Source organism: Paenibacillus sp. J31R98 (genome assembly GCF_056269245.1).
On the sequence record NZ_JBWDNO010000009.1, the window covers coordinates 273,572 to 292,088 of the forward strand.

Genomic DNA, 18,517 nt, shown 5'->3' on the forward strand with positions numbered 1-18,517 from the left:
TCGTTCCTCTACACTAGGGGCTGCTAGTGTATGAACGGGTGATGTTATGTACGAGGATGTCAGTAGGCCAGAGAATAGGGAAGCGGCTAAGGTTGCTCGCGATAATTTCTGTCGAACGGAATACATTTTTTAGTAAAACTCCTTTCAATTGGTATGAAACTATAATAACAACTGGTCTATTAAGGTGCGTTTAAGAAATTGTACGGTTCCTGTAAAAGTGATAAACGCGAGTTAAGTTTTGACTGCTTTACCGTTTCATCCTATAAAGTGAGGAAGAATCGCAGCTCTTATTCGGATTCAGAGGACACAAAAAACCGCACATCAGTTGATGTGCGGTTTTTGCTATTCGCTTATTATGGCTGATAAATCTTGTCAAAGACGCCGTTGTCGCTGAAGAACTTGGATTGTGCTTTCTGCCAGCCGCCGAAGTTTTTGATATTCGTTAACTCCAGCTTCTTGAAGTTCTTGGAGAATTCTGCTGCGATCTTCGGATTCGTTGGACGGTAGAAGTTTTGGCCGATAATGCGTTGGCCTTCAGTTGTGTACAGGTAGTCAAGGTAAGCTTTGGCAATGTCGCGTGTGCCATGCTTGTCGACGTTCTTGTTCACGACAGCGACAGGTGGTTCTGCCAGGATGCTGTAAGAAGGTGTCACGATTTCAAAGTCTTTCGGGTGCTCTTTCAGCGCCAGGTAAGCCTCGTTCTCCCATGCAAGCAGTACATCGCCAATGCCGCGCTCTACGAAAGTTGTAGTGGATCCGCGTGCGCCGGAATCGAGTACAGGTACGTTCTTAAACAGCTGTTTAACGAAGGTTGTCGCTTTCGCTTCGCTATGGCCGTTATGCTTCAATGCATAAGCCCATGCTGCGAGGAAGTTCCAACGTGCGCCGCCGCTTGTTTTCGGATTTGGCGTGATAACCGAGATATTCTTCTTCACAAGGTCGTTCCAATCCTTGATTTTCTTCGGATTGCCTTTACGTACCAGGAATACGATGGTCGATGTATATGGCGAGCTGTTGTTGGCAAAGCGAGCTTGCCAGCCATCCTTGATAAGACCTGCTTTTTGAATGGCATCAATATCGTAACCGAGTGCGAGTGTCACGACATCCGCTTCCAAGCCGTCGATTACTGAACGCGATTGTGCGCCAGATCCACCATGAGATTGCTTAACCGTTACAGTCTGGCCGGTTTTCTTCTTCCAATAAGCGGAGAATGCTTTGTCGTACTGCACATACAGCTCGCGGGTCGGATCGTAGGAGACATTGAGCAGCTCAACATTCGGCTTGCTCGGCTTCGTTGCAGCGAAACCTGGTTGGGCTAGGGTAAGAATGAGTGCCAAAATCGTGATCGTAAGCAGCAGTTTTTTCTTCATGTTTGTTACGCTCCCCTGAATAAAGTTTGTCGTTGTTCCACCTGGCCGGCTATATGTACAAATAAAAGGAGGCCTCGGCAAAAGCAGCGCATACAACGAAACTAAACGTGTACACATTGCGTCTTGCCAAGGCCTCCGGTGGTCCGGTGGGCTCGATGGATTTATCATAATCTGACAATTCCCACCTGTCAACTATGAATTAAAAATTTCTTTTGGTAGGGGACTCAAGGGCAGAACACTCTCTATATAAGTAAGGCTAATAAGTCTTATCAGAAATGTTAAAAAATTGATTGACAACAAAGCTTATCCGTTGCTATGATTCAAACATAAACCAACTAAACAGGTAGGATTAATTCTAATTTTACTACCGTACAACACGGCGTAAAGCAAGGTTAGTTATCTGTATAAAAGATGATGAGAGGTGCTTTTACATGACAAACATGAAAAAGAGAAATGCCAATCCGCTTCACGCCCTGTTGATCTTCATCGTATTCTCACTTGCATTGACCGCTTGCGGCTGGGATCAGGACCCTCCAAGCAATGGGAATGCAAGCAGCAATGCAAGCAAAAATTCAAACTCCGGCAATAACACAGCAGCAACGAATGATACAAATTCGGGAACGAACACCGATAATGCAGCGAATGCAGCACCAGAAGCGACTGGTCCAGTGGAGTTGCTGAACGTCTCCTACGACCCGACACGCGAGCTGTATGAAGCTTACAATAAACTTTTTGCAACCTATTGGAAGCAAGAGCATAACCAGGATGTTACGATCAAGCAGTCGCATGCCGGTTCAGGCGCTCAATCACGGGCAGTAATCGACGGGCTGCAAGCTGATGTCGTTACACTCGCACTCGGTTACGATATTGATGCGATTGCAGGTAAAGGACTCATTGATACAGACTGGCAGCAGAAGTTCGACAACAACAGCTCGCCTTATACATCCACCATCGTGTTCCTGGTACGCAAAGGCAACCCGAAAGGCATTAAAGATTGGAACGATCTTGTGAAACCAGGTGTTCAGGTTATTACGCCGAATCCGAAGACGAGCGGCGGAGCACGTTGGAACTATCTTGCTGCTTGGGGCTATGCCATGAAGCAGAACAACGATGATGAAGAGAAGGCTAAAGAATTCGTTAAAGCACTCTTCAAGAACGTGCCAGTGCTTGATTCCGGAGCTCGCGGATCGACGACGACGTTCGTTGAGAAAGGCATCGGCGACGTATTGCTCGCTTGGGAGAACGAAGCGCTGCTGTCCGTGAAGGAGCTTGGCACTGATAAGTTCGATATCGTATACCCATCGATCAGCATTCTCGCAGAGCCGCCTGTTGCCGTTGTCGATAAGAACGTCGATAAGAAAGGTACTCGTGCAGTAGCGGAAGCTTACCTCGATTACTTGTATACCGAAGAAGCTCAGAAGCTCGTCGCTCAGAACTACTACCGTCCGCAGCTTGCATCCGTAGCAGAGCAATTCGCTGATCAATTCCCAGAGATTCCGATGCTGAATATCAATGATGATTTCGGCGGCTGGGCTGCAGCACAGAAGAAACATTTTGCGGATGGCGGCGTATTTGATCAAATCTATGCGCCAGGCTCATAAGCGGTCGACAGGAGCTGACTCTACGTATGAAAAGTTCCACTACTAAGCGTACGAAGCCTCGCAGCGTGCTGCCTGGCTTCGGCCTCTCGCTCGGATTCACGATTTTCTACTTGAGCGTGCTTGTCATTATTCCACTAGCCGGCATCTTCATCAAGACATCCGGCCTGACTCCAGAGCAGTTCTGGCATACAGTATCTAACGCACGTGTCATAGCCGCCTACAAAATCAGCTTTCTGACTTCCTTCTACGCTGCGCTAGTGAATCTCGTGTTCGGCCTCATCATCGCTTGGGTGCTTGTTCGTTACAAGTTCCCGGGGAAGAAGCTCATTGACAGCCTAATCGACATGCCATTCGCGCTGCCAACCGCTGTTGCAGGTATCTCGTTAACCGCGATTTATGCCCCTAACGGCTGGGTTGGTAAGCTTGTTGAGCCGCTCGGCCTCAAGGTCGCATTCACGCCGCTCGGTATTACGCTGGCACTCATCTTTATCGGATTACCATTCGTTGTAAGGACTGTGCAGCCTGTGCTGCAGGATCTCGACAATGAAGTCGAGGAAGCGGCGGTTATGCTTGGCGCGTTCCGCTGGCGGACGTTCCGCCGGGTCATCTTGCCGGAGCTCATTCCGGCGCTGCTGACAGGGTTTGCGCTTGCTTTTGCCCGCGGGATTGGGGAGTACGGTTCAGTCGTCTTTATATCCGGCAACATGCCGATGAAGACAGAGATTGCGCCGCTGCTCATCATGACGAAGCTGGAGCAATACGATTACAAAGGTGCAACAGCGATTGCGATGGTCATGCTTATCGTCTCGTTCGTCCTGCTGCTTCTAATCAACTACTTACAATGGCGGAGCAATCGCCGCGTTGTATCGGCATAGGGGAGGCGCAAACGCATGGCAGGAGGAGCTCCAACGGTTCATCTGGCAGAGAAGGCTGCGCAAAGGCCTAAACATATTAACGAATCGGTTGTCGTACGAATTGTTCTCATATCCATTGCACTTATATTCCTTGTAGCAGTCGTGCTGCTTCCGCTGCTGTCGGTCTTCATTGAAGCATTCAAGAAAGGCTCTGACGTGTACTTCGCAGCACTTCGGGATCCGGATGCATTGTCGGCGCTTAAGCTGACGCTAATGACTGCGCTTATCGCGGTTCCGCTTAACACGGTGTTTGGCGTAGCGGCGGCTTGGGCCATCAGCAAGTTCCGGTTCCGTGGCAAAAATATTCTCATTACGCTGATCGATCTGCCTTTTGCCGTATCGCCGGTCATCTCGGGTCTCGTATTCGTGCTTCTGTTCGGCGCACAAGGCTTCTTCGGACCGTGGCTGCAGGCACACGACATCCAGCTCATCTTCGCACTGCCGGGTATCGTACTTGCGACGACGTTCGTAACGTTTCCTTTTGTAGCGAGGGAATTGATCCCGCTCATGCAGGCGCAAGGTGTGCAAGAGGAAGAAGCGGCTGCAAGTCTTGGGGCACGCGGCTGGCAAATCTTCTGGCGCGTAACGCTGCCAAACATTAAGTGGGGCTTGCTCTACGGAGTTATTCTCTGTAATGCCCGTGCGATGGGCGAGTTCGGCGCTGTATCGGTCGTATCCGGTCATATTCGCGGCGAGACGAACACGCTTCCGCTTCATATCGAAATTCTGTACAACGAGTATCAGTTCTCGGCGTCATTCGCGGTCGCTTCGCTGCTTGTCATGCTGGCTGTCCTGACGTTGATCGTCAAGAGCTTTATCGAGTGGAGAACGAATGCGAAAAGTCCGGAAAGGAGTGCTGACCATGCACATTGAGGTACGGAATTTAAATAAGTCATTCGGCAGCCATGCTGCTGTGCAGGATGTGAGCTTCCAGATCGAACGCGGCAAGCTGATCGGCTTGCTCGGGCCAAGCGGCGGCGGCAAGTCGACGCTGCTCCGGATGCTGGCGGGGCTGGAGACGCCGGATTCGGGCGACATCTACATTAACGGGAAGCGGGTCAACGATCTTCAGCCTCAGCTTCGCGGCATCGGGTTCGTGTTTCAGAACTATGCACTGTTCAAGCATATGACAGTGTTTGATAATATCGCTTTTGGACTTACGATTCGCAAGACGAGCAAAGCCGAGATTAAGTCGCGCGTCGGCGAGCTGCTCGATCTGACTGGGCTTCGTGGCTTCGAGCACCGTTATCCGCATCAGTTATCAGGCGGTCAGCGGCAGCGGGTTGCTTTTGCCAGAGCGCTTGCTCCAAGGCCGGATCTGCTGCTGCTCGATGAGCCGTTCGCGGCGATTGATGCCAAGGTGCGTAAAGAGCTGCGCACATGGCTGAAGCAGCTGATCAGCACGCTTGGCATTACATCGATCTTCGTGACGCATGACCAGGATGAAGCAGTAGAAGTGGCAGATGAGATGCTCATCGTCCAGCAGGGCAAATTGGAGCAGCAAGGCTCGCCGGTTCATATTTATACCGACCCGCAGACGGCCTTCGTTGCCGGCTTCATCGGACACTCCAGCGTTGTGGAGCAGCCAGCAAGTCTGCGCGGCTTCGATGGAACTTCGATTGCTGCAGGTGCAAGGGCGCTGGTTCGTCCGGAATTCGTCGAGGTAGGGCGCGAGCAGGAAATTCAGTTTCCTTCAGCAGCGGAGAAAGGGCAGGTTCGGCATATTTTCTTCCGCGGCGCACATCTAGAGCTGGAAATTCAAGTTGGAGACAACCGTATATCCGCACATCGTTCGCTAGATCAAGAACCGCTTCAGCCTGGCGAAGAAGTGTCGGTACTCATTCACCGGCTGTACGTCATCTCGGATAAGACGGCGACCATGGTAGAAAATCCGCTGAAAGTGGATCCGCTGCCGGTTCATATTTGAGGGTAGTTCATCGTCTGGAAGGAATGGGAAGAGAGTATCGGAAGTTTAAAATACAGGAAGTTTCCTTAGGAGGGATTCGAGATGGCGAAACCAATAGTGCTCGATCAAGAATGGATTGAACGGATTACGACGCAGGTAAACGGACTTGAATACGGATCGGTGCTTATCACCGTTCATGACGGGCGTGTCGTCCAAATCGACCGAACCGAACGCAAACGGTTCGAAGCTTCCGCGAAGCAGAACCAAAATGCGAAAGAGCAAGCCCAGGGGCAAGCTTCCGCAGCTGGAGATAAATTGAAAGCCATTAATTAGGAATGAAAACCCAAGTACCGCGTTAGGTTGCGGTGCTTGGGTTTTTTTGTTTTTGGGGATCGAACATAGTGGGGCATTCCAGCTGTGATGTAACTTGTAGCTGGTTAGGTGGGCTTCATTGCAGAGAGCTCAGTCAATGTAGATCTTCTAGGGATCTACATTGACCGAAATCTCATCCAATGAGCGAAAGAGAGTGCTCTAGGTATCTACATTAGCCGAAATTTCATTAATCTTGCGAAAGAGAGTACCCTGGGTATCTACTTTGATCGGATACTATTCAAATGAGTAAAAGAGAGTACTCTAGGGATACACATTAGTCGAATTCACATCAAGTGAGTGAAAGAGTGATCCCCAGGGATACACATTTGCAGAAATCACATCAAGCTAGTGAAAGAGTGACCCCTAGGGATACACATTAGCGGAAAACCCATCAAGTTAGCGAAAGAGTGACCCCTAGGGATACACATTAGCGGAAAACCCAACTAGTTAGTGAAAGAGTGATCCTCAGGGATACACATTAGCGGAAAACCCAACTAGTTAGTGAAAGAGTGATCCTCAGGGATACACTTTTGCTAATCACGTCGAACTTGCCAAAGTAATCTCAATCCGCGTCGATCATACGCTTCGAGAACGTGGTACGAGCTTCGCGCCGTTTGTCGGCGCTCTTCTGTTGGCGCTTGCTGACAGATTGCTCTTTGCGCAATTGGTGTGCTAGCTCGCGCCCCGTTTTCTTGTAGCTCGTGAAACGGCGCTCTTCGAGTACGCCGCTTCGCAGCGCTTCCCTCACGGCACAGCCGAGCTCCTGCTCGTGGCGGCAGTCACGGAAGCGGCAGTTCGCGGCGATCTCTTCAATGTCCGCGAATGCTTCCTGCCAGCCGCCATCGGATTCCCACAGCTGCAGCTCGCGCATGCCCGGCGTATCCATCATGATGAAGCCGCCTGGAAGCGGGAACAGCTCGCGGTGCGTCGTCGTATGGCGTCCGCGCGCATCGTCCTCGCGGATGCCTTGCGTGCGCATCAGCTCGCCGCCGGCCAGCCAGTTGAGCAGCGTCGATTTGCCGACGCCGGAGGAACCGGTCACGGCAATGGTGCAGCCTGGCTGCAGATAAGGAGCGAGCGCATCGCGGCCAATCCCAGCCACGGCGCTGACCGCATGGACCGGCACGCCGGGAGCGGCAGCTTCGACCTCGGCGATGCTCAGCTCGACGTTGTCGCACAGATCCGCTTTGGTCAGCAGGACGACCGGCGTCGCGCCGCTTTCCCAAGCCGTGACGAGATAGCGCTCAATTCGGCTTACGTTGTAGTCGCCGTTAAGCGCGCCGACGATGAATAGCGTATCAATGTTCGTGCCGATGACCTGTTCTTCAGGCACGCTACCAGACGCCCGACGGATCATCGCGGAACGACGAGGGAGCACGCCATGAATGATGGCACGTTTCTCGCCATCCATTGGCGCCGCGGCGACCCAGTCGCCGACCGCCGGATACTCGCTCCGGGTACTTGCCTGGAACTGGAACTTGCCACTGACTTCCGCGGACAGCTCGCCGGCAGCAGTCATAATGCGATATTGATTCGTGAATTGAGCGATAACCCGCGCAGGCAAGCAGCCTTTCGGAAGAGCTGCGCTCGCAGCAGCGAAGCTCTTCTCTAAGCTTGCGCTCCAGCCGAACTGCTGCAACAAGTCAGCTTGGTTGGACTGCTCTTGATTTTGAACTAACACTTGCCCATGATCTTGACCTTGATCTTGCCTATGATCTTGACCTTGCCCTTGCCCTTGACCTTTCCCTTGATCTTGATCTTGCATTAGCCCGTGCATCTGCTCTTGCTCTTGTCCTTCTACTTGCTCTTGTCCTTCTACTTGCTCATTTACTTGTTCTTGCTCATGGTTTTGGTTCAGTTCGGTAATCCCCTTTTAAATAATTTAGTGGTATTGCATTTCTTGCTTAACACGATAACGACAAATAGACCGCAGGAAATATCTCCTGCGGTCTGCTCCAATGCGAATGCCCACCTCATGGGGCACAGCATATCACGGAAACACAAAAAAACCGCAAGAAACCAGATTGGTCTCCTGCGGTTCTAATGGGTCGATTGCAGCGAATAAGTCTGGCGGGATAGCGCTATACTTCGCGCTCCCTATATCAACTCATCACTATAAACGACGTACTTAGTTCCGTTCGAAGGCCGATGCGAATGCGACAACAACAGCGTTAACAATTGATTTTCTCATTTACATCAGCCTCCCTTAGGTATTGTTAGTTGTCATTCTATGCTCTATTGGCAGCACTTGTCAACTGCCTTAATTAAAATGACCCTGCTCCGAGTAACGAAGCAAGGCCATCATATTACGAAATAACGAATTTAATGATCACCGCAGCGGCAAAAATAACGAACAGAATTCCGAAGAATCCGCCAAAGCCTATTGCGACGTCGAATAGATCATCACGCGGTTCCTCATTCAGATGCTCGCGCGGGTCTCTAACATTTTCCATTTGACTTGTTCCTCCTTAGGCACGACGATTGCTTCTCCTAGTATACCCAACTTCCAGAATAATTGTAAAGCCGCCGATGGTGACAATTGTGAGGCGAATTTGTTGTTCCATTCGGAGACCAGCCGCAAATTGCGAGTCGTTGTGGTACAATAAAATTTAGCATTAACCGGGGGGAGGACAAGTATGACGGAGCAAACAGGCCACGAATCAGCAGCGGACAGACGTCTTGCGCAGGAGCGAATTCGTAATAAATTAGCCCTGCTGCCGGACCAGCCGGGCTGTTATTTGATGAAGGACCATAGCGGCAAAATCATTTATGTCGGCAAAGCGAAGGTGCTCAAAAACCGTGTGCGTTCGTATTTTAACGGCAGTCATAACGGCAAAACATTGCGGCTTGTCTCGCACATCCGCGATTTCGAATACATCGTCACATCGAGCAACATGGAAGCACTTATTCTTGAATGTAATTTGATCAAGCAGTACATGCCGCAATACAACGTCCTTCTGAAGGATGATAAGACGTTTCCATATATCAAAATCACGAGCGAAGCGCATCCGAAGCTTGAGGTGACGAGGCGGATTGTGAAGGATAAGGGGAAATATTTTGGCCCGTATCCGAATGCGTATGCGGCGCAGCAAACGAAGAAGCTGCTCGATCGTCTCTATCCGCTGCGCAAGTGCGGCGTTCTGCCGGACAAAGTATGTTTGTATTATCACTTGGGGCAGTGCGTTGCGCCATGTGAGTATGATATTGAACCGGGCACATACGAGAATATGGTGCAGGAGATTACCCGGTTTCTAAACGGCGGCCACGAAGAAGTGAGGAAGACGCTGCAGGGCAAAATGGAAGCGGCGGCGGAATCACTGGAATTCGAGCGTGCGAAGGAATACCGCGATCAGATGATCGCGATTGATGCAGTCATGGAGAAGCAGAAAATTACGCTCAACGACGCGATGGACCGTGACGTCTTCGGCTACGCGACGGACAAAGGGTGGATGTGCGTGCAAATCATGTACATGCGTCAGGGCAAGCTTATTGAGCGTAGAGCGACCTCGTTCCCGTATTATGGCGAAGCGTATGATGATTTCATGACGTTCGTCACACAGTATTATTCGGAGAACCCGGCGCTGCCGAAGGAGATCTTCTTGCCGACGCCGCCGCAAGAGTCAGCGGCACAAGAGGCGGATGCGAGCACAGCGGCTGGTGCGGCTCAAGAGAGCATTCAGCCAGACTCTGACCCGAGCTCCATCTCAAACTCGGAAACAGACTTCGTGCTTCCTGTGCTAACGGTAGAAGATACCGATCAGAGCGATAACGAGCCGGAAGCGGGATCAGCCGAAGCCGAACTGCGCAACTCGCTGCAAAAGTGGCTGAAAGTGAAAGTGTTCATGCCGCTGCGCGGACGCAAGCGCGATGTTGTGTCAATGGCCGTGAAGAATGCGAAGGTGACGCTTGATGAGAAATTCAAGCTCATCGAACGCGATGAAGAGCGGACATTCAAGGCGGCGGAGGGACTGGCGGAGGCGATTGGCCTGCCGCAGGTGCGCCGAATCGAGGCTTTCGATAACTCGAACATCCAAGGAACCGATCCGGTATCTGCGATGGTCGTGTTCATCGACGGCAAGCCGGATAAGAAGGAATACCGCAAATATAAAGTGAAGACGGTCCAAGGACCGGACGACTACGAAACGATGCGCGAAGTGATTCGCCGCCGCTATGAACGCGCGTTGAAGGAAGAGCTGGAACTCCCGGACCTTATTATCGTGGACGGAGGCAAAGGACAGATATCCGCAGCGCTTGATATCCTGGAGAACGAGCTCGGCCTCGGTATTCCGGTGTGCGGCCTCGTGAAGGATGCGAAGCATAAGACGGCGCAGCTTATGACAGGCGATCCGCCGGAGGTTGTGCCGCTGGCGCGCGACAGCCAGGAATTCTATCTGCTGCAGCGTATACAGGACGAGGTGCACCGCTTTGCCATTACGTTCCATCGGGAGCAGCGCGGCAAGTCGATGGTCGCATCGAAGCTTGATTCGATTCCGGGCATCGGGGAGAAGCGGCGGAAGGCGCTCTTGAAGCATTTTGGCTCCATTAAAAAAATAAAAGAAGCCGGAATTGAAGATTTCCGGCCTCTGTCGATCGGCGAGAAGCTCGCCTCGCAAATTATTGAAGCATTGAGGGAGGAACCGTAGGGTTCGCTCTCTTTTTTTTATCGAAATTACGGATGAGCCATGCAATTGGGATCGGCAGCACGATATAGACAAGTCCAATAAGCACGTTACCGACCGAGCCCATGAACATGAGTGAGATTGCCATCATGAGGCTGTCAAACACTGCATGCGCGAATAGGACGGTAATGAAGCCGAAGCGCAGGAACAGGAAGCTGAAGATCAATCCTAGAATCGTCAGCTCGAGCAATCTCGTCGTCGATGGGAAGATTGGATAGGTGACATGTCCAAGCGCCCAGATGACGGTCGGGATAAGCGACGCAACGAACGAATTTTTGAACCAGCGTTTCATGAGTCCGATACCGAAAAGGCGGAATACAGCTTCCTCCGAGATGGCGGCACACCACGCAAGCAGCGGGAATAGCCATGGTGCAGCAAGGTTATATGGCGATTGGGTGACGTCGGTCGTCGACCAGGCACCGTTCATGTTCATCAAGACGATGAAAATAATCGTTTGCAGTCCGAGCAGCATGAATGCCGCAAGGTACCCAAGCCACATGCTGCGCCATACATGCTCGCCGTAGCCGGGCTGGCCGAACCTAGGCCACAGATTTCGTCCGAGAGCGCGCCATATGCCGTCGCCTCCGACGAGGGAGAAGTAGACGGATAAAGCCATAATTACAGTGACCAAGCAAGTGACAATGACGGCCGCATACGCCATCGTATCGACATGCAGCGCCTCGCCGTAACCAGCCGCGAGACCGTCCTTCATGTTGAAGTCGTTGACGAGATACATACCAAGGAACAGCAATGTCAGCGCGATGCCTCGCAGGAACGAGGTATGCTTCCGGTAGAGCGATGCATAGATGATGGCGAGAATGAACAAGACGAACGACAGGAACAAGCTGCCGAGCGTAGAGAGGTAGTTCGCGAGCCGTTTCTGTTTATCGACGTACACCGTGTAGTCGCTTGGAACTTTGAATGCTGGTTTATAAGCAGCAATGAGAATAGAGCCGTTCGGTTGCTTCTCTGCGCGAATCCCAATGGTGAGCTTGGCATTGCCAATTGCTTTATTAGCGGTGTACCAAACTTGCCCGGTCTCGGCGGACATCCGGCTGACTTTCAAGCCAGACTTCTCAAATCCCTTCGATATCGCAAACTTGAGCGCAGTGTCGGTCAGTTCATTGCCCTTGGCCGGTGTGACCTGATCGCCGTTCAGACGATTCCAAGCGATGACGGTAGCTTTTTGCATATGGACATAGATGAAGATTTCGCTGCGGTCGGGCATCTTGGCCGTCACTTGAAAGGTGTCGGTCGGAAACTGCTCATCGTAGAGCTTCTCATAGCTCTTCGTCAGCTTGTTTTTCTCCAGATAACCATACAGCAGACTGTCAGATTGATGGACGGCGTGCACGCTGTTCGGCGTAACATGGAACTGCTTCTTCACGAAAGCAGCAGCTGTTTCCTCTGCTTTGCTCTTCGCAATGACCGGCTCGCTGTTCGTACCGAAGAACGATTCCGCAGTTGAAGGTACAATCTGAATAAGCAAATAAATGATAATGCCAATACCGGCGAGCCAGGAGAATAGCTTCCAATTCGGCTCATGATGGGGAAAATTCGAATTCACCCTAACACCTCAATTTCGCGTGGACTAGCCTTATGTACTCACTACCATATCATAATTGAAACAGAATTATCCATGCGGCCCGCACAGGCGCTTGTACCATCTATATTCACGCGTGTTCAAAAATAATACGCTCCTGTGCGGACCATGGTATTGGATACGAAAATTGGCAAACAATAAAGGACAGGGCCTGTGTGAGCGGCTATGTCCTTTATTGTTTCCGCAAGCTTCACCCCAAGCAAGATCGGTGCGGCACGCAGCATGATCTTGCTTGAGGCGAAGCAAGCTGAGGTATTAAGGAAGCGAGCCGCAGAGCTGGGAACAGCGATTGCGCGGCTCATCCCAATGCTGCCAGCGGAGCATATAAGCGACTGTAGGCAGTTGAACAGTTCGTTGGAGATGGGGAAGCGTGGGGAAAGTGAACGAGCTGTAGAGCGCCAGCGATCGCCTTTGAACTCGGGAATACTCCGCGAGGAGTAAAGTTCAATATTCCCGAGTTCAACTGCGACGAAAGCCGTTCACTTGTACCTAAGCTTCGAGAACTCTCCAACTATTTGTTTAACAACCTCACACACGCTTATAATGCGTAGCGATCTCGTCGATCCACAGCCTCACAGCTGGACTCAAACTCTCCGACTCCGCATGAATCAGCGACGTTGTGCGCTTCGTCGCCTCCAGCTCGCGGATCGGGATCACGATGAGATCGTTATCCTTGAGCATCTCGGGGCGCAAGTATGACTTCGGCAGCAAAGTCGCTGCCCGGCAGGTGTGCAGCAGACGCAGAATCGCTTCGAAGGAGTCGATCTCCATGCGCACATCGGGAAGCAGACGATATTTTTCAAACAGCTCATCGGTTAAGATTCGGTACCATGTGCCTTTGGAGAATAGGATCATCGGCAGTCCATTGAGATCTGTAATGACAGGGATGCCTTTATCCATAACAAAATGATTTCGCGGCAGCACAAGTACAAGATGATCATCGAACAGCGGGATGCATTTCAGCAGCGGATCATCTATGCCTGAGGCGACGATGCCGAGATCGGCTTTGCGCTCGCGAACGAGCGTGACGATTTCGTGCGTTTTGCCCGTTATCGCTTTGATGTCGAGCTCTGGACTGTTCGCCGTAAGCGTCTGGATAAGATCGGGCAAGGACGTTTGCAACGTCGTTAAGCTCGCGCCGATCGTCAGCGCCTTCCGACCCGCAGTCTTGTACTCGGAGACAAGCTTCAAATAACGAAGATGCTGTTGACGGGTCTCGACGGCGTAATCGTAGGTTAGCTGGCCGATGCGAGTAAGCTCAAGCCTTTTGCCAATACGGTTGAATAGCAGTGCGCCAAGATCTTGCTCGAGCTTGGCGATCTTGCGCGAGAGCGCGGGCTGTGACAAATTCAGCTCGGCAGAAGCCTTGTTAAGGCTTGCTTGTTCCACAATGACGGTGAACATATACAATTCATCTAACATCGGCCTGCTCCTATATGCAAAATAGTTATAACTTTTAATGAATAATCGGCAATTCCATTATAAGCGAAAAAGGAGTATTATGTGTAATGGAATAGAAGCATTCTAAATTCCCATTTTTTTAAACAGGCTTCTGCTTCCTCGCAAAACGTCAGCTTTTGGCAGTCTATTATTTATTGACGGCTCTTTAGGCCCAGAGTTACAATGGAGAATGGTTTTGGCGAATTATGGCGAAATGTAACCTCACAGTTTGGAAAGGAGAACGTACAAGTTATGAAAGGAAATTCGTATTTATCGCGCAAGATCCACTCCTTGCTTGGAGTAATACCGCTCGGCTTGTTCCTAATCGAGCATATGGTGACGAACTTTTCCGCATATGAGCACGGGCCGCAAGGATTCGAGGATAGTGTCAAGTTTTTGAATGATCTTCCGCTCGTTTTCTTCCTGGAGCTGTTCGGCATTTGGCTGCCGTTGTTGTTCCACGGCGTGTACGGACTATATGTCGCTTATCAGTCTAACCTGAACACCGGGCGGTTCCAGTATGGCCGCAACTGGGCTTTCACGCTTCAGCGGATTTCAGGTGTCATCACATTCATCTTCATCTTCTGGCATCTCTACCAGACGCGCTACCAAGTCATGATCGGCGCGGTTACGCATGAAGAACTGGGCAATTTGATGCATGACGTCACATCGAACGGTTTCTACTTCGTGCTTTATGTGATCGGTATCATTGCCGCTACATTCCATTTCAGCAATGGTATGTGGGCATTCCTCGTGAGCTGGGGCATCACGGTTGGACCGCGTGCACAACGCATCTCCTCGTTCATTTGGCTCGGTGTATTCGTTATTGTGGCAGTTATTTTCCTGCTGTCGCTTGGAGCGTTCAAGGGCGATGAGTTCAAAGAAGCGGCCTCTGCTGCTCTGCAATTGACGAATCTCGTTTAAGTTTGAGACAAGGAGCGATAAAGTAATGGCTAAGAATAAAATCATTGTCGTAGGCGGCGGTTTGGCCGGCCTAATGGCTACAATAAAAGCGGCTGAAGCAGGCGTGCATGTCGACCTGTTCTCGGTTGTGCCCGTTAAGCGCTCGCACTCCGTATGTGCGCAAGGCGGCATTAACGGCGCGGTTAATACGAAGGGTGAAGGCGACTCCACTTGGGAGCACTTCGATGACACGGTTTACGGGGGCGACTTCCTTGCGAACCAACCGCCTGTAAAAGCGATGTGTGATGCAGCGCCAGGCATCATTCACTTGATGGACCGGATGGGCGTAATGTTCAACCGTACGCCAGAAGGTTTGCTTGACTTCCGTCGTTTCGGCGGTACGCAATATCACCGTACGGCATTCGCAGGCGCAACTACTGGCCAGCAGCTGCTGTACGCGCTGGACGAGCAAGTTCGCCGCTGGGAATCCGAAGGTCTCGTAACGAAGTATGAGCACTGGGAATTCCTCGGCTCCATTCTTGACGATGACGGCGTCTGCCGCGGCGTAACTGCGCAGGATCTGCGTTCGATGGAAGTGCATACGTTTGCTGCGGATGCGGTTATCCTGGCATCAGGCGGTCCTGGTATTATTTTCGGCAAAACGACGAACTCGGTTATTAATACAGGTACGGCAGCAAGCGCGGTGTACCAGCAAGGCGTTCATTATGCGAACGGTGAATTCATTCAAATCCACCCGACAGCAATTCCGGGCGACGACAAGCTGCGTCTCATGAGCGAATCCGCTCGTGGTGAAGGCGGACGGATCTGGACGTACAAAGACGGTAAGCCTTGGTACTTCCTTGAAGAGAAATATCCGGCGTACGGCAACCTTGTGCCTCGCGATATTGCGACTCGTGAGATTTTCTCCGTGTGCGTAGACGAGAAGCTCGGCATCAACGGCGAGAACATGGTTTACCTCGATCTGTCGCATAAGGATCCGAAGGTTCTGGACGTTAAGCTCGGCGGCATCATCGAGATCTATGAGAAATTCATGGGCGATGACCCTCGTAAAATTCCGATGAAAATCTTCCCTGCGGTTCACTATTCGATGGGCGGCATGTGGGTCGATTACAATCAAATGACGAACATTCCCGGCTTGTTCGCTTGCGGCGAATGTGAATATCAATACCACGGTGCGAACCGTCTCGGCGCGAACTCGCTGCTCTCCGCTATCTACGGCGGTATGATCACGGGTCCTAAAGCGGTTGAGTACATCAAAGGCCTTAAGAAGTCGGCAGAGGATATCTCATCCTCGGTATATGACCGTGCGAAGAAACAGCAAACCGACAAGTACGAAGGTATCCTCGGCATGAACGGTTCTGAGAATGCTTATGTGCTGCACAAAGAGCTTGGCGAGTGGATGACTAACAACATGACGGTTGTTCGTTTCAACAAGAAGCTTGAAGAGACCATTGCGAAGATCAAAGAGCTGAAGCAGCGTTATGTGAACATCAACATTAACGACACTGCTCGCTGGAACAACGCAGGCGTAGCGTTCACGCGTCAGCTGTGGAACATGATTGAGCTGTCTGAAGCGATGACCCTCGGCGCGCTTATGCGTAACGAGAGCCGAGGCGCTCACTACAAGCCGGACTTCCCGGATCGTAACGATGAAGACTTCCTGAAGACTACGAAAGCTACATGGACGCCGGAAGGTCCACAAATTTCGTACGAAGACGTCGATGTCTCGCTCATTACACCGCGTAAACGCGACTACTCCAAGGATAAATAGAAAGGAGAATAACGATGGCGGAAACAGCAGTAGCAACCAAAAAAGTGAAGCTGATCATTACGCGTCAAGACGCTCCGAACAGTGGATCGTATACGGAAGAATTTGAAGTTCCTTATCGCCCGAACATGAACGTAATCAGTGCGCTCATGGAAATTCAGCGTAACCCGAAGAAATCAGACGGCAACGACACAGCTCCGGTATGTTGGGAATCCAACTGCTTGGAGGAAGTGTGCGGCGCGTGTTCCATGGTCATCAACGGCAAGCCGCGTCAAGCGTGCAGCGCGCTCGTTGACAAGCTGGAGCAGCCGATTCGCCTTCAGCCAATGAGCACATTCCCGGTTGTCCGTGACCTTGTCATCAACCGTGAGCGTATGTTCAACGCGCTGAAACGTGTAAAAGCATGGATTCCGATCGACGGTACGTACGATCTCGGTCCTGGACCGCGTATGGCAGAGACGAAGCGTCAATGGGCTTACGAGTTGTCCAAATGTATGACTTGCGGCGTCTGCCTCGAGTCCTGCCCGAACGTCAACGACCGCAACAGCTTCATCGGCCCTGCGGCGATCTCGCAAGTTCGTTTGTTCAACGCGCATCCAACAGGCGAAATGAACAAAGAAGAACGTCTTGAGACGCTCATGGAAGACGGCGGTATCGAGGGCTGCGGTAACTCGCAGAACTGCGTACGCTCGTGTCCGAAAGGCATTCCGCTGACGACTTCGATCGCAGCGATCAACAAGGATACGACGAAGCATTTGTTTAAGAAATGGCTGGGCATGTAAGGGCCTAGAAGCATACGATGGCTCCCGTGGTGGGGCACTTCGCACAGGAATTACGATTAGCGCTCCCGTGGTACTTCGTACCAAAGTCGCTCTAATTCGTAATTCCTGTTGCTGCGTTTACCACCAAAGTCGCCGGGTGCGCTTCTGCGAAGCGCGCAGGGCAGAAGAGCCTCCTTTGGCTCTGCCGCGCTAGGGGCGCTGCGGCCAGCCTAATTGAGTTTGCGCTCCCGTGGTGTTCCACCAAAGTCGCTCAAACCCAATTAGGCTGGAGCTGACGCTCCCGTGGCGCCTGCAAACGCCTAAATAGCAAAAGTGAAGTAAAAAAGCAGCGACCGTTGGTCGCTGCTTCTTTTTTGTACGACTATGCATCGGCGATGGTGATTTGGCTAACGAATCGTAGGAAGGCTATTGGGTGGAAATAAGCAGCTATAAACTTCTAACGAATTCAGGCGGCGTTATTTGATACTTCTTGCTGGGTTTTCGATCGAAATAGTCCAAATTACGTGTTATGAATTCGTTAGAAGTAAAACGTAACTCTTTAGGAGCGAATAGCGCTGATTGAGTTCGTTAGCGCAGCGTTAACACCTGGCTGACGCAAATTTCGTCAGAGTCTAAGCCGCAGGCGCAGCAGCCAGAGCTAGCGTCGTGGTGAAGGCGAAGACAACTTTCTGGTGCAGCTGCAGCTCTTGGTGCACCAAAGAATGCCTCTTGGTGTAGTCGAAGCCAGCACTTTAGCTCCGACTCCGACCGAAGCCCGAACGCTTCGCAGCAGCAATAAAACCGCTAACGGAACGTAGCGGCCTTATTGCGCCAGAAATGGCGCTTTAAAAAATCTAACGGAACACAGCGTCGCTATTGGCCGCTTATCGCACCGCTAACGGTTCATTTCATCGCAATAGCGTCTCCTAGTACCGTTAGACTAAGACGGAAGCTAATTTTCGGCCAATAGCGCTTGTGAGTTCCGTTAGAGCAGCTCGACCGAACTCCAGCCAATAGCGCATGTGAGTTCCGTTAGAGCAGATCGACCGAACTCCGGCGAATAGCGCATGTGAGTTCCGTTAGAGCAGCTCGACCGAACTCCAGCCAATAGCGCATGTGAGTTCCGTTAGAGCAGATCGACCGAACTCCGGCGAATAGCGCATGTGAGTTCCGTTAGAG

Annotated in this window: 15 protein-coding genes; 10 read left to right on the top strand and 5 right to left on the bottom strand. The window is 51.4% G+C overall.

Annotation, left to right across the window (positions count from 1 at the left end):
- Window positions 1-353: 353 nt before the first annotated feature.
- Window positions 354-1,370: a sulfate ABC transporter substrate-binding protein gene (locus AC0YNX_RS26815; RefSeq protein WP_475818758.1), complete on the bottom strand. Its 1,017-nt coding sequence runs from the start codon at window positions 1,368-1,370 to the stop codon at window positions 354-356.
- A gap of 440 nt (window positions 1,371-1,810) precedes the next feature.
- Between AC0YNX_RS26815 and AC0YNX_RS26820 the strand changes: the two genes are divergently transcribed.
- From AC0YNX_RS26820 to AC0YNX_RS26840, 5 genes are all read left to right on the top strand, one after another.
- On the top strand, window positions 1,811-2,971 hold the full coding sequence (locus tag AC0YNX_RS26820) for a sulfate ABC transporter substrate-binding protein (RefSeq protein WP_475818788.1): 1,161 nt from the start codon (window positions 1,811-1,813) through the stop codon (window positions 2,969-2,971).
- A gap of 26 nt (window positions 2,972-2,997) precedes the next feature.
- Complete coding sequence (gene cysT, locus AC0YNX_RS26825; RefSeq protein WP_475818759.1) at window positions 2,998-3,846, top strand: sulfate ABC transporter permease subunit CysT; 849 nt, start codon at window positions 2,998-3,000, stop codon at window positions 3,844-3,846.
- A gap of 15 nt (window positions 3,847-3,861) precedes the next feature.
- The gene (gene cysW, locus AC0YNX_RS26830) at window positions 3,862-4,758 is read left to right on the top strand and encodes a sulfate ABC transporter permease subunit CysW (protein ID WP_475818760.1); all 897 of its coding nucleotides are present in this window, start codon (window positions 3,862-3,864) and stop codon (window positions 4,756-4,758) included.
- Window positions 4,748-5,812 (top strand): ABC transporter ATP-binding protein, encoded by a 1,065-nt coding sequence (locus AC0YNX_RS26835; RefSeq protein WP_475818761.1) that lies wholly within the window; start codon window positions 4,748-4,750, stop codon window positions 5,810-5,812. The genes cysW and AC0YNX_RS26835 overlap by 11 nt, the downstream gene beginning before the upstream one ends.
- An 81-nt stretch (window positions 5,813-5,893) precedes the next feature.
- Window positions 5,894-6,124, top strand: a complete 231-nt coding sequence (locus AC0YNX_RS26840) for a YezD family protein (protein ID WP_475818762.1) — start codon at window positions 5,894-5,896, stop codon at window positions 6,122-6,124.
- Window positions 6,125-6,725: 601 nt separating this feature from the next.
- Here the strand turns inward: AC0YNX_RS26840 and rsgA are convergent.
- Both rsgA and AC0YNX_RS26850 read right to left on the bottom strand, forming a co-directional pair.
- Complete coding sequence (gene rsgA, locus AC0YNX_RS26845; RefSeq protein WP_475818763.1) at window positions 6,726-7,928, bottom strand: ribosome small subunit-dependent GTPase A; 1,203 nt, start codon at window positions 7,926-7,928, stop codon at window positions 6,726-6,728.
- Between the two features lie 541 nt (window positions 7,929-8,469).
- Window positions 8,470-8,616, bottom strand: a complete 147-nt coding sequence (locus AC0YNX_RS26850; protein ID WP_475818764.1) for a YqzM family protein — start codon at window positions 8,614-8,616, stop codon at window positions 8,470-8,472.
- Window positions 8,617-8,799: 183 nt separating this feature from the next.
- Between AC0YNX_RS26850 and uvrC the strand changes: the two genes are divergently transcribed.
- Window positions 8,800-10,806 (top strand): excinuclease ABC subunit UvrC, encoded by a 2,007-nt coding sequence (gene uvrC / locus AC0YNX_RS26855; RefSeq protein WP_475818765.1) that lies wholly within the window; start codon window positions 8,800-8,802, stop codon window positions 10,804-10,806.
- On the opposite strand, the gene AC0YNX_RS26860 is transcribed toward uvrC, so the two are convergent.
- On the bottom strand, window positions 10,778-12,409 hold the full coding sequence (locus tag AC0YNX_RS26860; protein WP_475818766.1) for a CPBP family intramembrane glutamic endopeptidase: 1,632 nt from the start codon (window positions 12,407-12,409) through the stop codon (window positions 10,778-10,780). The genes uvrC and AC0YNX_RS26860 overlap by 29 nt on opposite strands.
- A gap of 201 nt (window positions 12,410-12,610) precedes the next feature.
- Here AC0YNX_RS26860 and AC0YNX_RS26865 point away from each other — a divergent pair, with 201 nt between their 5' ends.
- Complete coding sequence (locus AC0YNX_RS26865) at window positions 12,611-12,886, top strand: hypothetical protein (protein WP_475818767.1); 276 nt, start codon at window positions 12,611-12,613, stop codon at window positions 12,884-12,886.
- Between the two features lie 87 nt (window positions 12,887-12,973).
- Here AC0YNX_RS26865 and AC0YNX_RS26870 read toward each other — a convergent pair whose 3' ends face one another.
- Window positions 12,974-13,867, bottom strand: coding sequence for a LysR family transcriptional regulator (locus AC0YNX_RS26870; RefSeq protein ID WP_475818768.1), 894 nt, complete (start codon window positions 13,865-13,867; stop codon window positions 12,974-12,976).
- A gap of 270 nt (window positions 13,868-14,137) precedes the next feature.
- Between AC0YNX_RS26870 and AC0YNX_RS26875 the strand changes: the two genes are divergently transcribed.
- The 3 genes from AC0YNX_RS26875 to sdhB are packed head-to-tail and all read left to right on the top strand — an operon-like array spanning window position 14,138 to window position 17,359.
- Window positions 14,138-14,809, top strand: a complete 672-nt coding sequence (locus tag AC0YNX_RS26875; RefSeq protein ID WP_475818769.1) for a succinate dehydrogenase cytochrome b558 subunit — start codon at window positions 14,138-14,140, stop codon at window positions 14,807-14,809.
- Between the two features lie 25 nt (window positions 14,810-14,834).
- Window positions 14,835-16,580 (top strand): succinate dehydrogenase flavoprotein subunit, encoded by a 1,746-nt coding sequence (gene sdhA / locus AC0YNX_RS26880; protein WP_475818770.1) that lies wholly within the window; start codon window positions 14,835-14,837, stop codon window positions 16,578-16,580.
- Between the two features lie 14 nt (window positions 16,581-16,594).
- A complete protein-coding gene (gene sdhB, locus AC0YNX_RS26885; protein ID WP_475818771.1) occupies window positions 16,595-17,359 on the top strand; it encodes a succinate dehydrogenase iron-sulfur subunit in 765 nt (254 codons plus the stop codon).
- Window positions 17,360-18,517: the final 1,158 nt, after the last annotated feature.